A 17,870-nucleotide genomic window follows, 5' to 3' on the forward strand; every position below is an offset into this window, starting at 1 on the left:
CGTAATATAATGGTAATTTATCTTTTATAAAGCGGGTATACAGTTGTAATATAATGGTATTTTAGCTTTTGTAAAGCGATTATTAAGTTGTAATATAATGGTGATTTATCTTTTATAAAGCGGGTATACAGTTATAATATGATGTTTTTAATCTCTTATTAGCCAGTACACAGCCGGGAAGAAGGGGGCGCCGGGGCGGAGGGGCTGGGGAACACGGGATTGGGGGGCATGTGGAGCCCCTTAGAGATACTTGGCCTTCAAGGGCGGAAAAAGACAGGCAGAAACTGAATACCGAGTCAGTTTCTGAGGTGCCCGCTGAGAGGTGAAGTTATCAAAAGTTCACCTCGAATGGGCACCGCCCTGTCTTTTTCCGTCCTTGAAGGCCTAGTATCTCTTAGGGAGCGGAACCTGATCCCCAATCCCGTGTTCCCCAGCCCCTCCGCCCCGGCGCCCCCTTCTTCCCGGCGTAACTTCCGCCAAGTTGATGCAAAAAATCTTCATCTGCGTCAGAAAAACTTTAGAAAATATTACAAATTATTACAATTACCGGACATCGGTTGAGTCTGGAGTTGCTCTATGCTTTACTATAGATAGTGGAGGGAAAGGCAGTGGATTGTTTTTTCTCCAGGATTTGGAACAGATACATTTGAATTGGGAGTTGATATTATGAAGAAGAGAATCTGCAGCATGGCGGCCGCGCTTACGGCAGTTGTTCTTATTGTCCATGGAAACAGCGTATCCACCGCGGCTCAGAGCGGGTGGGCGATGGAAAACGGCAACTGGTGCTATTATGATAATTCGGGAAATAGAGTGACGGACGAGTGGAAAGAATCCAATGGAGGATGGTATTATCTGGGCGGGGACGGCTATATGCTCAAGAATACTTTAATTGAAGAAGATGACGATTACTACTATGTCAATTCTTCAGGAATGATGGTAAAAAGCCAGTGGAAGACGATTCTGAATGAAGACCGGGAGGAAGACGAACCGGAATACTGGTGGTACTATTTCCGGGATAACGGTAAGGCGTGGAAAAATACCGGGTCGAATGTCAGTTTAAAATCCATCAAAAAAGCGGATGGAACCATAGGAAGATATATTTTTGACGACGAAGGACGGATGCAGTTCGGCTGGGTGAATGAGAATGGGGAGCACGTTCCTGAAGATGATGCCTATAAAGAGGCTGTCTATTACTGCGGTGATAATGGGGACGGATCAGTGGCCTCCAACACCTGGGCCAGGGTGATATTGGAAGATGAAGTGGATGAGAATGGGGATACCCTGGTTCAGTGGCTGTATCTGGGCAGCAACGGCAAGAAGATCACCGGGGTATTCAGAACCATAAACGGCAAGAAGTATGGATTTAATGAGGAAGGAGAGATGCTTCGGGGGCTCTATAAGCTGAAAACCAGCGGAAGCAGGATTGAAGGGGCGGAAAAGATTCTGGAAGAAGATGATCTGCCGGAAAATGATGACGACTGGGATGTTTATTATTTCAGCGAAGATTCTCATTATGGTACGGTTCAGACAGGAAACCAGACGGTACGGCTGGATGGAGAAAAATACAGCTTTACCTTTAAATCCAGCGGAATCGGCATGAATGGGATTTCTGACGGCAATGTTTATAAAAAAGGCCGGAAATTGGAAGCGGATTCCGACCTGAAGTACGAACCGGTAGAATATGACGGAAAAGAATATCTGGTCAATACTTCAGGCAGGATCATGAAGAATAAGAAAAATCTGAAAGATGGAAATGATACATACTACTGCACCGACAAGAGCGGAGTGGTCACCTACCATGGGGAAGATAAATACAGTTCCTAAAGGTAAGGCCGGATGGTTTCAAACATCTTAGTAATATCAAGCGGTTTGGATATATAGCCGTTCATACCGTTTTGCCGGGCCGCTTCCATATCGTGTCGGAAGGCATTGGCGGAAAGTCCCAGAATGGGAATTGTTTTGGCGTCCGGGCGGTTCAGGGAACGGATGGCACGGCTGGCCTCCAGCCCGTCCATGACAGGCATTTGAATATCCATAAGAATCAGACTATATTGTCCGGGAAGAGAAGCTGCGAATGTATCGACAGCTTCTTTTCCGTTCCATACAGGAGTTACAGAGGCGCCGCTGTCCTCTAATATGGCGGCTGCGATTTCTGAATTGATCTCGTTGTCTTCCGCCAGCATAATGGAGATTCCATCCATGCGAAAGATCCCGTGATCCAGGGAAGCAGCGGTTTGGGCATGGAAGTTCTCTTCCGGTTTCAGAGGACGTTTCAGGCTGAGACAGACTGTAAAACAGGTTCCCTGTCCGGGTCTGCTGGCTACTGAGATGTCACCGTTCATTAATTTTATAAAGTTATAGCTGATTGAAAGGCCGAGGCCGGTTCCGCCGTATTGATGAGAGGTGGCCGCTTTGGCCTGTTCAAATGGATCGAATATGCGTTTCTGGAAGTCCTCGCTCATGCCGATCCCATTGTCTTTGATCATAAATTCCAGTGATATTTCTTCATTGCTGATGCTTTTTTCCGTTACGTCAAGGCGGACATATCCTCCGGCCTGGGTAAATTTTAAAGCATTGGAAATAATGTTTATAAGAACCTGGCTGATTCTCAGTTCATCCCCGATCACCCAATCCACGGACAGGCCGCTGTCATTGACGCTGAACAGGATTCCCGCGTCCTCAGCCTTTTGCTTGAACATCAGACTGATCCGTTCCAAAAGAATGGAAAGCCGGAATTCCTCTTCGTATAATTCTATTTTTCCGCTCTCAATGCGGGACATATCCAGAATGTCGTTAATCAGGTTCATGAGGTAATTGGAGGACATGTCGATTTTGTCCAGACAGTCCAGAAGCTTATGTTTGTTGTCCACTGACATGCGGGCAACGGCCGTCATGCCTATGATCCCGTTCATCGGCGTCCGGATTTCGTGAGACATCCGGGAGAGAAAGTCACTTTTGGCTTTGCTGGCGTTTTCAGCCGCTAAAAGGGCGTGATTCATCTTTCGCCGCTGTTCATTATAGAACCAGAACAGGGCAACCAGAATGATGAATATGAAGTTCAGGAAAAGCAAGCGGGACACCGCGTTCTTAACACAATTTTCGGAATAAATTTCCGCGGCGGACACTGTGGTGTCGGCCAAAACGAAAAAATCTTCGCTGACAGTGAAAAGCGGCCCTCCGTCCGCGCCATTGCGGACCTGTTGGATTTCCGCTTTTACGGCCTCCCAGGATTCCGACATGGTATGAATGAGATTTTGAAATGTGGGGTCGGGCAGATGGATCAGATTATTGTCGCCATTGCCCTCAGACAGTTCCCGGATGATGCCGTCCAAATACAGGATGAGGGGATCGTTGGGAATGTGATTCAATTCCTGTTTTACAAGGCGCTGGCTGGCTCCCCGTACAATGCCCGCATAGTTGATAACGCGGCCATTTCCCTGGAGATGGCTGATTGACAGGAAAGAATTAATGCTGATAAAGGAAAAAAGGATAATCAGCAGGACAGGAGCGAGTTTTAAAGATATTTTATGCAATGTTTTTATCATGAGTTCACCGGATTTTTACCTTTTGTGATTTTTTATAGTAGATTCAGGAGTAATATGTCATTTTAATGTTATTATATCATGATAAATTGGTTATGACATTACTTTTTTGGTGATATTTGCCAGATGAACGGATTTTTGTAACCGGTCAGGCGGGAACTTTATAATCTTTAGAAATTCTTTCGTTTTTTCTGCGCTGCCCCTTTAGATTTCAATCTTATACTTATGACATGAAAAAGAGGAGGTGCTGGACCGGAAGAAGTGATATACTACTTATCAGCAGATAAGTATATGAGTGGAAAGGGATTTGTGAGTGATGGAAGCGAACCGAATTTTACTAGTGGAAGACGACAAGGAAATCAGGGAAGGAATTGAAATATTTTTAAAGGCCCAGGGGTATCAGGTGTTCCAGGCGGCAGACGGCGTGGAAGGATTGGAGTTAATTGAGAAAGAAGAGATTCATCTTGCCGTGGTGGATGTGATGATGCCCCGGATGGACGGAATTACCATGACAATTAAACTGAGGGAAAAATACGACTTTCCGGTGATATTTCTCTCGGCAAAATCAGAGGAAGTGGATAAAATCATGGGGCTGAATATGGGGGCGGATGATTACATTACCAAGCCATTTACCCCTATGGAATTATTGGCCCGTGTAAATTCCCAGTTAAGACGGTACAAACGGTTTATGGAACGGCTGGAGAGCAGCCAGCCGGAAAATGGAAGAATTTACAGGATTGGCGGATTGGAATTAAATGAAGATACCGTAGAGGTTCTGGTGGACGGAAATCCCGTCAGGATGACCCCTATGGAATATAAGATATTGCTGCTGTTGATTAAAAATCCGGGCCGGGTATTCTCGGCCGAGGAAATCTATGAACGGGTTTGGAATGAGCGGGCGGTCAACACGGATACGGTCATGGTACACGTGAGAAATATCCGGGAAAAGATCGAAGTGAATCCCAAAGACCCGAAATATTTAAAGGTGGTGTGGGGAGTTGGATACAAAATTGAAAAACAGGCATAGTTTAGGTGTGTTATTGATGATTGTCACTGTGATTATCGCAGCGGCGTCCATGATAGGGATGTATCCCTATATAGAAAAGAATGCGAGGGAATATGAGGCCAGAAGATCTTCCACGGAAAGCCGTGAAGTGAACCTGGCAAAGGAATTCTCAGTGGAATTTATGAACAGCAGTTATGCGGTATGGCAGGAGTATATGCAGGACCAGGCGGGATATATCATGACGCCTGCACAGGTATTTTTCCCGCAGATTACGGATTCCATGATTGAGACATATGATAAGGAGAGCATGACACTGCAGGAAGAGACGGTTCAGGACTCGGATAGCGCGTCCTATTATGTGGAAATGTCTGATGCAGCCGAGATAAGCGAACGCCTTAGGGACCTTCAGTATAATATGAATGAGCGTGGAGACAGGTGGAAAGAACATTACAGACAGCTCCGCCCCAAGATGAGCTACCGTCTTTTGGATGAGAGCGGAAATGAACTGATGAGCAATACGGGCAATGAGTTCGCTCCTGCCAATGGAAGCGTTACGGTACGGATGAAATTTGACAATCTCGGCCGCCTGATGGTGGAACGGGTTCAGGCGGATACGGCGAAATATCAGGAAGAGATTGCCAACGCCATCGGAGACACTCTGGGTAATTATTATTTTTATGATCCCATGGAATCCATATACGGTTCCGTCGGTTACGGCATTCCGGGACATGATATCCGTTTTTCCGGCCCTAAGAATGTAACATATGAGTTTACGGTCAACCAGTCGGCCATCATGCCGGTGGATCAGGTTCCGGGGCATTGGAGCAGTGTGCTGCCTTATTATCACGATGGAACGATTATTTCGATCGCAATGGTAATTATGGGGCTGGTAACTCTGCTGGCACTTTTTTTTCCCTGCTTTCGCTCTCTCCAGATAGGGCAGGAGAAAATATTTAGAGCTCCCTTTGAGCTGGTTATGATTGTGGCAAGCGCATGTTTCAGCGTTTTGGGTTCCTCCCTGCCGGCTCAGGTGGTTGCGCTCACCTTAAACGGCGTCATACGGAACGAACTGATTAAAGCCGATTTCCTTCCGGGAGCCGCCGGATTTTTGGTATGGCTGATCAATTTCGCGGCTTGGGCAATCGGCTTTGGCCTGCTGTACTGGGGAATCACCTGTCTCAGATCCGTCTTTGTGATCGGCCCGGTGAGATATTTTAAAGAACGCACCATAACAGGCCGGATTCTTGCCTGGGGCTGGAGACACTGGAAACATTTTGTGAAACAGATGACTACAATCGACTGGAAAAGCACGGCTACCAGGCAGATCGGCAAGCTGGTTCTGCTAAATGGTATCCTTTTAGGGATTATTATCTGCTTCTGGTTTTTCGGAATTCCTGCACTGCTGATTTATTCTGCGGTCCTGTTTTTCTGGCTCAGGAGATATTACGAGGACATGCAGAAAAAATATCAGATTCTTCTGAATTCTATCAGCCAGATAGCCGATGGAAACCTGAATACGCAGATTGAAGAGGATCTGGGCGTGTTTGAACCGATAAAAGAAGAACTGTCCGTCATTCAGGACGGATTTAAGAATGCGGTGAATAAAGAAGTGATGAGCCAGCGGATGAAAACAGAGCTTGTTACCAATGTTTCCCACGATTTGAAGACACCGCTGACCGCCATCATCACCTATGTAAACCTTCTCAAACAGGATGATGTGACGGAAGAGGAGAAAAAGAATTATATCGAGGTGCTGGAGCAGAAATCCATGCGGTTAAAAGTCCTCATTGAAGACCTGTTTGATATCAGCAAGGCCACCAGCAGGAACATGCCTTTAAATCTGGTTGATGTGGATCTGGTGAATCTGATTAAACAGGTGCGGCTGGAACTTTCCGACAGAATAGAAGCGTCGGGCATCGACTTCAGATGGAATCTGCCGGAGGAGAAAGTAACCCTCTCACTGGACAGCCAGAAAACCTACAGGATTTTTGAAAACCTGCTGGTGAATATCACAAAATATGCCCTTCCGGGGACCCGGGCCTATGTGGATCTTACGGAAGATGAGTGGGTGACTGTGACCCTGCGCAATATTTCGGCCACTGAGATCACCGCAACGCCTCAGGAACTGATGGAGCGGTTTGTGCGCGGCGACGAATCCAGAAACACGGAAGGATCAGGGCTGGGAATGGCCATTGCCAAGAGTTTTACGGAAGTACAGGGCGGAGAAATGGACGTGGAAGTGGAAGCGGATCTGTTCCGGGTGACGGTACGCTGGAGAAAACAAAGGGCTTGACATTTGGGATTTCACCCCGTATAATGTGGTTTATCAGTAATGAGCAAAATTTCATGATGAAAAGCGATGACAAGAAGAAGTAGTAATTGGCAGAAGCACAACAGAAAGCAGCCGGTTGATGAGAGGCGCGTGGAAAGCCCATTATGAATACATCTTTGAGCTTCACACCGAACGGTATACAGATACCGAGTAGGCTGTGACGGATCCGGTATCGGCCAGACGGCAGATATGCACACGTTATAGTGCTGGAGTATAGATTCCCTGTGGGGACTGTACTTGAGGAGGTAAGCGGCGTGAGCCGTTTATAAATTAAGGTGGTAACGCGGGTTCGGCCCGTCCTTATAGTTAATTATAGGGACGGGTCTTTTTTGTTGCTGACTTTGGAGTTTGTTTGAGGATGTGGGAATGACAGCATGAAAATATGGCTCAAAAGAAAAGGAGATTAGAAAGATGACATGTTATGAAGAACTGGTGGCCCGCGGGCTGATCGCCCAGGTTACCAATGAAGAAGAGATCAAAGAGATGATTAACAACGGAAAGGCCACCTTTTACATCGGCTTTGACCCGACTGCAGACAGCCTTCATGTGGGGCATTTTATGGCTCTGTGCCTGATGAAACGCCTTCAAATGGCGGGAAATAAGCCGATCGCGTTAATCGGCGGCGGTACGGGCATGATCGGCGATCCGTCTGGAAGGAGCGACATGCGCCAGATGATGACGCCGGAAATGATTCAGCACAACTGTGACTGCTTCAAAGTCCAGATGAGCAAATTCATCGATTTTTCCGATGACAAAGCGCTTATGGTGAACAATGCGGACTGGCTTTTGAAATTAAATTATGTGGATCTGCTTAGAGAAGTGGGCTCCTGCTTCAGCGTTAACCGCATGCTGACAGCCGAATGCTACAAACAGCGTATGGAAAAGGGCCTCAGCTTCTTAGAGTTCAACTACATGATCATGCAGAGCTACGACTTCTATGAGTTATTCCGCAAATACGGCTGCAACATGCAGTTTGGCGGAGACGACCAGTGGAGCAATATGCTGGGCGGAACTGAACTGATCCGCCGCAAGCTGGGAAAAGACGCCCATGCCATGACCATCACCCTGCTTCTCAACTCAGAAGGAAAGAAGATGGGAAAAACCCAGTCAGGCGCCGTATGGCTTGACCCGAATAAAACATCGCCGTTTGAATTCTACCAGTACTGGAGAAATATCGCTGACGCCGACGTGTTAAAATGCCTGCGCATGCTCACATTCCTGCCCATCGAACAGATCGACGAGATGGACAAATGGGAAGGCAGCCAGTTGAACACGGCCAAGGAAATCCTGGCATTTGAACTGACCAAACTGGTTCACGACGAAGAGGAAGCGAAAAAAGCCCAGGAAGCGTCCCGGGCGCTCTTTTCTGGGGCTGGCAATTCAGAAAATATGCCGTCTCACCAGCTTACAGCCGATGATTTTACAGAAGGAACCATTGACATTTTGTCCATTCTGCAAAAATCCGGTCTGGCAGCGTCCCGTTCGGAAGCCAGACGCAATGTGGAGCAGGGCGGGGTTTCCGTGGACGGCCAGCAGATCAAGGATTTCAAAAAGACATTTACTGCCGAAGAGATCGGGGCTGACGGCATCGTGGTAAAACGGGGCAAAAAGAACTTTATGAAGGTGACGGTGCAGTAACAGCGGACTAAAGTGTGCAGCCGGAACCGGGTCTGAATATGCTGTGAATTGGGGCGCCCGGATGGCGGAAATAAACGTTTGGTCGCCCCTGGATCAGTCGAAGAAAATATGTTCAATGAGGATGTTGATCCCCATCAGGATGAGGATCAGGCCCCCTGCGTATTCGGCTTTTGACTTATACTTGCAGCCGAAGACATTTCCCACTTTTACGCCTGCAAGGGCAAGGGTAAATGTGGTGATTCCGATGAAGGTGACGGCCGGTATAATACGTACCTGGAGGAAAGCGAAGGTGACTCCCACGGCAAGGGCATCGATGCTGGTTGCGATGGCAAGCAGGATCATGGTTCCCGGAGCCAGGGAGGCGTCACAGCTTTCCTCTTCTTTGTTCATGGCTTCCCGGATCATGTTGATGCCGATGATCCCCAGCAGGATAAAAGCGATCCAGTGATCGATGGATGTGATGGAGTTTTTGAACTGGGAACCGAGGAGATAGCCGAAAAAAGGCATTACAGCCTGGAACCCGCCGAAATAAATCCCTACAACTGCTGCATTTTTCCAGCTCATCCGGGCAAGGCTCAACCCCTTGCAGATGGAGACGGCAAATGCGTCCATGGAGAGCCCTACGGCGATGATAAACAACTCAACTAATGACATGTGAAAATTCCTCCTGTGTGATTGTTATACCGACTTTAAAATGTATCGGTTTTCTTGTGGGAGTAGAACGTTTTTCAACAAAAAAAGACCTATCTGCAGCGTAAACACTGCAGATAAGTCTCATCATTCAAAATAAAGCCAGATATATAAATATCAGTATGTTGACCTTACTACACGCGGGACACGTGCTGACTACTCCCTCATCTCTGCACAATTCTAAGGCATTTTAACGCTTATGTCAAGAAAAATTCTCATTAATTATCCGGGAGCTTTTTGATTTTTTCTCTGTAAATCAGGCGGAACAGCATTGTACTGAGCACTGCGGCGATGATTTCCGCCAGAGGGAAGGCATACCACACGCTGTTTAATCCTAAGCTATTGGCAAACAGATAGGCCAGGGGCAGGATGCACACCAACTGCCTTGCCACGGATACGATCAGGCTGTAAACCCCATTTCCAAGGGCCTGGAATACAGAGCCTACAATGATGCAGTAACCGGCGAATAAAAAGCTGATGCTGATTAAACGCAGGGCGGGCACGCCGATTTCCAGCATGTAGGAAGAGGCGTTGAACATTTTGAGAAGCTGGACTGGCATGAGCTGGAAGATCATAAGGCCAATCAGCATGATTCCCACTGCTGTAAAAATACTCAATTTAACAGTAGCCATGATCCGCTTCTTTTTTCTGGCTCCGTAATTGTAAGCGATAATCGGAATCATGCCGTTATTCAAGCCGAATACGGGCATGAAGATGAAGCTCTGGAGTTTGAAGTAAATTCCGAATACGGAAACGGCAGTTTCTGAAAACATGATCAGGATTTTGTTCATTCCGAAGGTCATGACAGAGGCAATGGACTGCATGATGATGGACGGGATGCCCACCTCATAAATGGTGGCGATGGTTTTTTTATGAGGGGAAAATCCCTTTAAACGGATCACCACATCCGGGTTCTTTGTTTTGTTAAAGAAGACGGAAAGCAGCATGGCGATGATCTGCCCGGTTACGGTGGCAATGGCGGCTCCGCGGATTCCCAGGGCAGGGAAGCCGAAAAGGCCGAAGATCATGATTGGGTCCAGAATAATGTTGATGATGGCTCCAGCACCCTGGGTCAGCATGTTGTAAATGGTCCGGCCTGTGGACTGCATGATCCTTTCCAGCATCATTTCCATAAAGAGGCCGAAGCAGAAGACGCAGCAGATGGTTAAATACTGGGTGCCGTATTCCACGATGAGGGGATTGTCGGTTTGTCCGGCGAAGAAATGACGGGCGCCGAAAAGCCCGAAAACGGCAAATGCCAGATAGCTTAAAAACGCCAGGAAAATGCCGTTGACAGCGGCGTTATTGGCGGCTGTCTGATTTTTTTCGCCCAGGGAGCGGGACAGCAGGGCATTTACGCCGACGCAGGTACCTACGGAAACAGCGATCATCAGGTTTTGCACCGGGAAGGCCAGGGACACTGCGGTCAGGGCCTCTTCTCCGATCTGGGCCACAAAGACACTGTCTATAATATTGTACATGGCCTGTACCAGCATGGAAATGACCATGGGCAGGGACATGGAAAGGAGCAGACGGTTGACGGGCATGGTTCCCATCTTATTTTCTGCCGGTGGATTGTTAACAGACATAAAAAAAGACCTCCTGTATTAGTTAGCATGTTAACTATTGTAACGGCAATGCCGGAAATTGTCAACTTATTATATTTTTTGCCGTTTTATGTTTGCTATTTTTTTATTACGGTTCACAGCCCCTCAGGCGGACCCGGCCTGTCGGCCGTGCCGCTTTGCGGGGCTGTGAACAGCAATGTTTTTTTAAAATTGGGTATTGCAATGGGAAAACGGTTATGCTATCATAATAAACAATTTAGTGAGAGAAAGCATCAAATCATTGATTTCAGGCTTTTTCCCACGAGAAAAGCGAAGAAAGAGACTCTTGCCAGCGGGACTTCAACAGGAAGAGGGTGTCACCGACTGAGAGCACCGTCACGTAGGAACCGGCAAAGGGAACACTCTGGAGCTGACATATTGAACACTGCCAATTTGGGTTTGGCAAAGTAGGTATGTCCGTATGCACACGTTACGTGTAAGAGAGGAGATTCAGTAACCCAAGCGGATCTCAATGCGGGTGGTACCGCGGATAAAGAAAGATTGTCCGTCCCGGAATACGTAACAGTATTCCGGGACTTTTTGTTTTATACAAATACCCATTCCGGAATATCTGGCTGCGGCGCCTGCGGCAGGCGTACCAAAATGCTGCGCGGCATATCATGCCGGTAACCGTAAATCAATTGCGCAGATCAATTGCACCTATGGTAAGGAGAAATGAAACATGGAATTTATCAGTGGAGTAGTGGAGAAGGAAACATTGGGAATCGGGGCAGTGCTTGACGGGGATTATATGGGAAAAACCATTAAAATGCACGGAGCCGTGCACAATATCCGCGATATGGGAGACGTTGCATTTGTAATACTCCGCAAGGCGGAAGGCCTGGTACAATGTGTGTACGAAAAAGGGGTTACGGAATTTGAATTAAAGGATTTAAAAGAGGAATCGGCAGTTGAAGTAACTGGGATTGCCGCGCCGGAAGAGCGGGCGCCTCAGGGATTTGAGATCCGCCTTCAAACGGTCAGGGTGCTTTCCCAGCCGGCAGAGGTGCTGCCGGTGGCAGTCAATAAATGGAAAATGGGCGCTTCTCTTGAAACAAAGCTGGCATTGCGTCCGGTAACTCTGAGAAACATCCGGGAGCGTGCTAAATTCAAGATCCAGGAGGGGATTGTACGTGGGTTTCGGGATTATCTTCATTCCCAGGGTTTTACGGAAATCCGCACGCCTAAGATTGTAGCCAGGGGAGCGGAAGGCGGTTCCAATGTGTTTAAACTGGATTATTTTAATAAAAAAGCGGAGCTGGGGCAGAGCCCCCAGTTTTATAAACAGACCATGGTGGGAGTGTACGACAGGGTTTTCGAGGCCGCTCCGGTGTTCCGGGCGGAAAAGCACAACACCACCCGCCATTTAAATGAATATGTCAGCCTTGATTTTGAGATGGGCTATATAGACGGATTCGAAGACATTATGGCAATGGAAACGGGTTTTCTTCAGTACACCATGGAACTTCTGGAAAGGGAATATAAAAAGGAGCTGGAAATACTCGGCGTCACCCTTCCAAAAACCAGCCGGATTCCGGCGGTGCGGTTTGACCGGGCTAAGGAGCTGGTTTCCGAAAAATATGGCAGGAAAATCAAAAACCCGTATGATCTGGAACCGGAGGAAGAGGTTCTGATCGGGAGATATTTTAAAGAGGAGTTTGACAGTGATTTCGTATTTGTCACTCATTATCCTTCAAAGAAACGCCCGTTCTATGCGATGGATGACCCGGCGGACAACAGATTCACCCTCAGCTTTGACCTGCTGTTTAAAGGGCTGGAAGTGACTACCGGCGGGCAGAGGATCCATGATTATGATGAGATTTTGAAGAAGATGGAGAAGAGAGGGATGGATCCGGCGGATATTGAAGCCTATCTGATGATTTTTAAATATGGGATGCCGCCTCATGGAGGGCTTGGAATCGGGTTGGAGCGGCTGACAATGAGGCTGCTGGATGAACAGAATGTGAGGGAAACGGCGTTGTTTCCGCGGGATGTGACTAGATTGGAACCTTGAGGAGGAGTTTTTTTACATGAAGGGTGACATGAAGGGTGAAGGCATTTTCGAAAAAGCCTTGACGCTTTACATTAAAGGGTGAAGGGATTTCTAAAAAAGCCTTGACGCTTTATATTAAAGGGTGAAGGGATTTCTAAAAAAGCCTTGACGCTTTACATTAAAAGGTGAAGGGATTTTCAAAAAAGCCTTCACCCTTAAAAAAGGAGCAAAACCATGGCAAATAAAATCAGCGATGAAACAATCGATTACGTCAGCATACTTGCAAAACTGGAACTTTCCGATACCGAAAAGCAGGCCGCCAAAAAAGACATGGGCCGCATGCTGGACTACATCGATAAATTAAACGAACTGGACACGGACGGCACCGAACCCCTGTCCCACATTTTCCCAATCAGCAATGTATTCCGTGAGGATGTGGTAACAAATGGAGATGACCGCGTAAAAATTCTGAAAAATGCCCCCGAATACAAAGACGGAGCGTTCAAAGTGCCTAAGACCGTAGAATAAAATCCGGCAGAAAGGAGACACAACTTGAGTATATTGGATTTAACAGCCGTTCAGTTAGGACAAAAAATAAAGTCCAAAGAAATCACCTCAGTAGAAGCAGTAGAAGCTGCCATAAAGCAGATCAAAGCCCTGGAGCCGGAATTAAACTGTTTTGTTACGGTTGATGAGGAGAGGGCATTAAAACGGGCCGCAGAGGTCCAGAAAATGATCTGTGACGGAATTTTGACCGGCCCATTGGCCGGCGTTCCGGCAGCAATCAAAGACAATATGTGCATAGAAGGCATGTTGACAACATGCAGCTCTAAAATCTTATATAATTTTAAACCCACCTACACGGCCCGGGCGGTGAGGAATCTGGAACAGGCCGGAGCGGTGGTTCTTGGAAAGACCAATATGGATGAATTTGCCATGGGCAGCACAACGGAGACTTCTGCATATGGAGAGACGAAAAATCCCTGGAATACGGAACACGTTCCGGGCGGTTCTTCCGGCGGTTCCTGCGGGGCAGTGGCTGCAAATGAATGCTTTTTCGCCCTGGGGTCCGATACGGGCGGCTCCATCCGGCAACCCAGTTCATTTTGCGGCGTGACAGGGCTGAAGCCGACCTATGGCACGGTATCACGATACGGGCTGATCGCATATGGTTCCTCCTTGGATCAGATCGGCCCGGTTGCAAAAGACGTCACGGACTGCGCTATTATATTAGAAGCAATAGCTTCACATGATAAAATGGACAGCACATCCGTGAAGCGGGAGGACTGTGATTTCTCCTCTGCCCTGGTGGACGATGTAAAAGGTATGAAAATCGGAATTCCCAGGGATTATCTGGGCGACGGCCTGGATACGGAGGTGAGGGAAGCGGTGCTTAATGCGGCCAATGTCCTGAAAGAAAAAGGGGCTGTTGTGGAGGAATTCGATTTGAGCCTGGTGGAATACGCGATTCCTGCTTATTATGTAATCGCGTCCGCGGAAGCCAGTTCCAACTTATCCAGGTTTGACGGCGTAAAATACGGTTACCGGGCCAAGGAATACGAAGGCCTTCACAGCATGTATAAGAAGAGCCGGTCCGAGGGCTTTGGGGCGGAAGTGAAAAGAAGGATTATGCTGGGATCATTTGTACTGAGCAGCGGTTATTATGACGCTTACTATCTGAAGGCTCTGAAGACCAAGGCGCTGATTAAGAAGGCATTTGACCGGGCATTTGAGGCTTACGACGTGATTCTGGGGCCTGCGGCCCCTTCTACAGCGCCGAAACTGGGAGAATCATTGAGCGATCCGCTGAAAATGTATCTGGGCGATATTTATACCGTTTCTGTGAACCTGGCCGGGCTTCCGGCTATGACAGTGCCATGCGGAAAGGATTCCAAAGGGCTTCCTATCGGCCTGCAGATGATCGGTGACTGCTTTAAGGAGAAAAATATCATCCGTGCCGGGTTTGCATTTGAAAAAACAAGAGCTTATGAGGCGCCGGAACTGGCGAAGAGAGGGGAACAGGGGGTGATGCGCCATGAGTAAACAGTATGAGACGGTGATCGGCCTGGAAGTGCATGTGGAACTGGCCACCAAGACCAAGATATTCTGCTCCTGCTCCACTGAGTTCGGAGGCGCCCCAAACACCCATACCTGCCCGGTGTGCACGGGGATGCCGGGGACGCTGCCGGTACTGAACAAGCAGGTGGTGGAATACGCTCTGGCTGTGGGGCTTGCGGCTAACTGCAGCATCAACCAGTACTGCAAGTTTGACAGGAAGAATTATTTCTATCCGGATAACCCTCAAAACTATCAGATTTCACAGCTTTATCTGCCGATCTGTCATGACGGATGGATTGAAATCGATACCGGCGCAGGGAAAAAAAGGATAGGAATCCATGAGATCCACATGGAAGAGGACGCCGGAAAATTGATTCATGACGAATGGGAAGACTGTTCTCTGGTGGATTATAACCGGAGCGGCGTTCCGTTGATCGAAATCGTTTCCGAACCTGATATGAGAAATGCGGACGAAGTCATCGCCTATTTGGAAAAACTGAGGCTGATCATCCAGTATTTGGGAGCTTCTGACTGCAAGCTCCAGGAAGGTTCCATGAGGGCGGACGTTAACCTGTCTGTCCGCGAGATGGGAGCACCTGAATTTGGCACGAGGACGGAAATGAAGAACTTAAACTCCTTTAAGGCGATAGCCCGGGCCATTGAAGGGGAGAGAAAACGCCAGATTGAGCTGATTGAGGAAGGGAAGAAAGTGGTTCAGGAGACCAGGCGATGGGATGACAACAAAGAAACATCCCATGCCATGCGGTCGAAAGAGGATGCCCAGGACTACCGTTATTTCCCGGATCCTGACCTGACGCCGGTGGTGATAAGCGATGAATGGCTGGATGAGATAAGAAAAAGGCAGCCGGAGCTGAGGACGGAGAAAATGGAGCGTTACCAGAAGGAATACCAGCTTCCGGAGTATGACGCCGGTATTCTGACCTCCTCGAAACACATGGCTGATTTGTTTGAAGAAACGGTAAAGCTGTGTCAAAAACCGAAAGAAGTGTCCAACTGGCTGATGGTTGAGACCATGCGTTTGCTGAAAGAAGCAGAAAAAGATCCGGAAGATATCACATTTTCACCGGAAAACCTTGCAAAGTTAATAAAATTGGTAGATACTAATATAATAAACCGCACGGTAGCCAAAACTGTGTTCGAAGAGATATTTAAAAATGACACAGATCCTGAAAGGTATGTGGAGGAAAATGGCCTGAAAGTCGTAAGCGATGAAGGCGCGCTCCGCAAAACCATAGAAGAAATCGTGGCGGCCAATCCCCAGTCCGTCCAGGATTACCGCAACGGAAAAGAAAAGGCCATGGGCTTTTTAGTGGGCCAGACCATGCGCGCCATGAAAGGCAAGGCGGATCCGTCCATGGTAAACCGGATTGTAAGGGAAATACTAACCAGGTAATCGCTCTCCTGATGGAGGTTTCGATTATATTGCCGTAAAGTGGCGGCAGATTAAGAGAGAATGGTATCAATGCCGTTGTGCCCTTAGATGAAAAAGCCGCTGTCAGCGGCAGAATGAGAGGTAAAAATGAGGAGGAAGAAAATGAAGCCATATGCAGAAATGACCAAAGAAGAATTACAGTCACTTAGAAAACAACTGTCGGTCCAGTACAAGGAGTTCCAGGCAAAGGATCTGAAACTGGATATGTCCCGCGGCAAACCAAGTGCGGAGCAGTTGGATTTATCCATGGGAATGATGGATGTTTTAAGCAGCGATGACGATCTTACCTGTGAAGACGGAACGGACTGCCGTAACTATGGTGTGCTGGATGGCATTAAAGAGGCCAAGGAACTGATCGGGGATATGATCGAAGTACATCCCGATAACATCATCATTTATGGAAATTCCAGCCTGAATGTTATGTATGACACCATTTCACGTTCCATGACCCACGGTGTTATGGGAAATACTCCTTGGTGCAAACTGGATAAGGTAAAATTCCTCTGCCCTGTACCCGGATATGACAGACATTTCGCAATTACCGAATATTTCGGCATCGAGATGATCAATGTGCCTATGACTCCTACCGGCCCGGATATGGATATGGTAGAAGAACTGGTAGCTAACGACGAAACCATCAAAGGTATCTGGTGTGTTCCGAAATACTCAAATCCACAGGGGATTTCTTACTCGGATGAAACGGTCCGCCGTTTTGCCCGCTTAAAACCGGCAGCTCCTGATTTCAGGATTTATTGGGACAATGCCTATGGCATCCACCATTTATACGACCATGACCAGGATCATTTGATCGAAATCCTTGCAGAGTGCAAACGCGCGGGCAACCCTGATCTGGTTTACAAATTTTCATCGACTTCAAAAGTCAGCTTCCCGGGTTCCGGCATTGCGGCAATCGCGACCTCTCACAACAACCTGGTGGACATTAAAAAACAGTTAAAAATCCAGACCATCGGCCATGATAAAGTGAACCAGCTCCGTCATGTGCGTTTCTTCGGAAATATCCATGGCATGGTTGAACATATGAGAAAACACGCCGATATCATGAGACCTAAATTTGAAGCGGTTACTTCTATATTAGACAGGGAACTGGGCGGACTTGGAATCGGAAGCTGGCTCACACCAAAGGGCGGATATTTTATCTCCTTCGATTCTTTGGACGGCTGCGCCAAGGCAATCGTTGCAAGATGTAAAAAAGCCGGCCTGATTATGACCGGCGCAGGGGCAACTTATCCATATGGTAAAGACCCTCATGACAGCAATATCCGTATTGCGCCTTCTTATCCGCCGCTGGGGGATTTGATTGTGGCGATGGAATTGTTTGCGCTGTGCGTTAAAATTGTGAGCATTGATAAACTTTTAGCTGATATGGAGTAAATCTTTATTTAACGAATTGGCGGGAGTAACGCCATGAAGACGGGGAATCTGGGGCAGGCGGCCGTGGATGAGAGGAATTGGGGGCGGATTCCGACCCTAAGAAATACTAAGGCCTTCAAGGGCGAAAAAAGACAGTGCGGTGCCCATTCACGGTGAACT

Annotated in this window: 12 protein-coding genes and 1 other annotated feature; of the genes, 9 read left to right on the plus strand and 3 right to left on the minus strand. The window is 47.7% G+C overall.

The features are described 5' to 3' along the window. The first annotated feature begins 666 nt into the window (after positions 1–666). Entirely contained in the window at positions 667–1,824 is a 1,158-nt protein-coding gene (locus tag GPL15_RS15290) for a hypothetical protein (protein WP_252198449.1), read from the plus strand. On the opposite strand, the gene GPL15_RS15295 is transcribed toward GPL15_RS15290, so the two are convergent. Beyond that, on the minus strand, positions 1,821–3,545 hold the full coding sequence (locus tag GPL15_RS15295) for an ATP-binding protein (protein ID WP_215699549.1): 1,725 nt from the start codon (positions 3,543–3,545) through the stop codon (positions 1,821–1,823). The genes GPL15_RS15290 and GPL15_RS15295 overlap by 4 nt on opposite strands. A 313-nt stretch (positions 3,546–3,858) precedes the next feature. Here GPL15_RS15295 and GPL15_RS15300 point away from each other — a divergent pair, with 313 nt between their 5' ends. From GPL15_RS15300 to tyrS, 3 genes are all read left to right on the plus strand, one after another. Beyond that, the gene (locus GPL15_RS15300) at positions 3,859–4,569 is read left to right on the plus strand and encodes a response regulator transcription factor (protein WP_215699550.1); all 711 of its coding nucleotides are present in this window, start codon (positions 3,859–3,861) and stop codon (positions 4,567–4,569) included. Then, on the plus strand, positions 4,541–6,841 hold the full coding sequence (locus GPL15_RS15305) for a HAMP domain-containing sensor histidine kinase (RefSeq protein WP_215699551.1): 2,301 nt from the start codon (positions 4,541–4,543) through the stop codon (positions 6,839–6,841). Before GPL15_RS15300 ends, GPL15_RS15305 begins: the two co-directional genes overlap by 29 nt. A gap of 57 nt (positions 6,842–6,898) precedes the next feature. Further along, positions 6,899–7,185: a binding site (T-box leader), on the plus strand. A 106-nt stretch (positions 7,186–7,291) separates the two neighbouring features. Then, a complete protein-coding gene (gene tyrS / locus GPL15_RS15310; RefSeq protein ID WP_215699552.1) occupies positions 7,292–8,518 on the plus strand; it encodes a tyrosine--tRNA ligase in 1,227 nt (408 codons plus the stop codon). Positions 8,519–8,611: 93 nt separating this feature from the next. Here tyrS and GPL15_RS15315 read toward each other — a convergent pair whose 3' ends face one another. Continuing rightward, complete coding sequence (locus GPL15_RS15315) at positions 8,612–9,172, minus strand: manganese efflux pump MntP family protein (protein WP_215699553.1); 561 nt, start codon at positions 9,170–9,172, stop codon at positions 8,612–8,614. Between the two features lie 254 nt (positions 9,173–9,426). After that, entirely contained in the window at positions 9,427–10,797 is a 1,371-nt protein-coding gene (locus GPL15_RS15320) for an MATE family efflux transporter (protein WP_215699554.1), read from the minus strand. Between the two features lie 700 nt (positions 10,798–11,497). Between GPL15_RS15320 and aspS the strand changes: the two genes are divergently transcribed. From aspS to GPL15_RS15345, 5 genes are all read left to right on the plus strand, one after another. Continuing rightward, on the plus strand, positions 11,498–12,829 hold the full coding sequence (gene aspS, locus GPL15_RS15325) for an aspartate--tRNA(Asn) ligase (RefSeq protein ID WP_215699555.1): 1,332 nt from the start codon (positions 11,498–11,500) through the stop codon (positions 12,827–12,829). 213 nt (positions 12,830–13,042) lie between these two features. Further along, positions 13,043–13,336 carry an Asp-tRNA(Asn)/Glu-tRNA(Gln) amidotransferase subunit GatC gene (gene gatC / locus GPL15_RS15330; RefSeq protein ID WP_215699556.1) on the plus strand — a complete coding sequence of 98 codons (294 nt, stop codon included), beginning with the start codon at positions 13,043–13,045 and terminating at the stop codon, positions 13,334–13,336. Between the two features lie 24 nt (positions 13,337–13,360). Further along, entirely contained in the window at positions 13,361–14,851 is a 1,491-nt protein-coding gene (gene gatA / locus GPL15_RS15335) for an Asp-tRNA(Asn)/Glu-tRNA(Gln) amidotransferase subunit GatA (protein WP_215699557.1), read from the plus strand. Further along, complete coding sequence (gene gatB, locus GPL15_RS15340) at positions 14,844–16,280, plus strand: Asp-tRNA(Asn)/Glu-tRNA(Gln) amidotransferase subunit GatB (protein WP_215699558.1); 1,437 nt, start codon at positions 14,844–14,846, stop codon at positions 16,278–16,280. The genes gatA and gatB overlap by 8 nt, the downstream gene beginning before the upstream one ends. 141 nt (positions 16,281–16,421) lie before the next feature. Then, positions 16,422–17,711: a PLP-dependent aminotransferase family protein gene (locus GPL15_RS15345; RefSeq protein WP_215699559.1), complete on the plus strand. Its 1,290-nt coding sequence runs from the start codon at positions 16,422–16,424 to the stop codon at positions 17,709–17,711. Positions 17,712–17,870 lie beyond the last annotated feature (159 nt).

Source organism: Clostridium sp. MCC353 (assembly GCF_018785315.1).
In the GTDB taxonomy this organism is placed as follows: Bacteria; Bacillota; Clostridia; order Lachnospirales; family Lachnospiraceae; genus CHH4-2.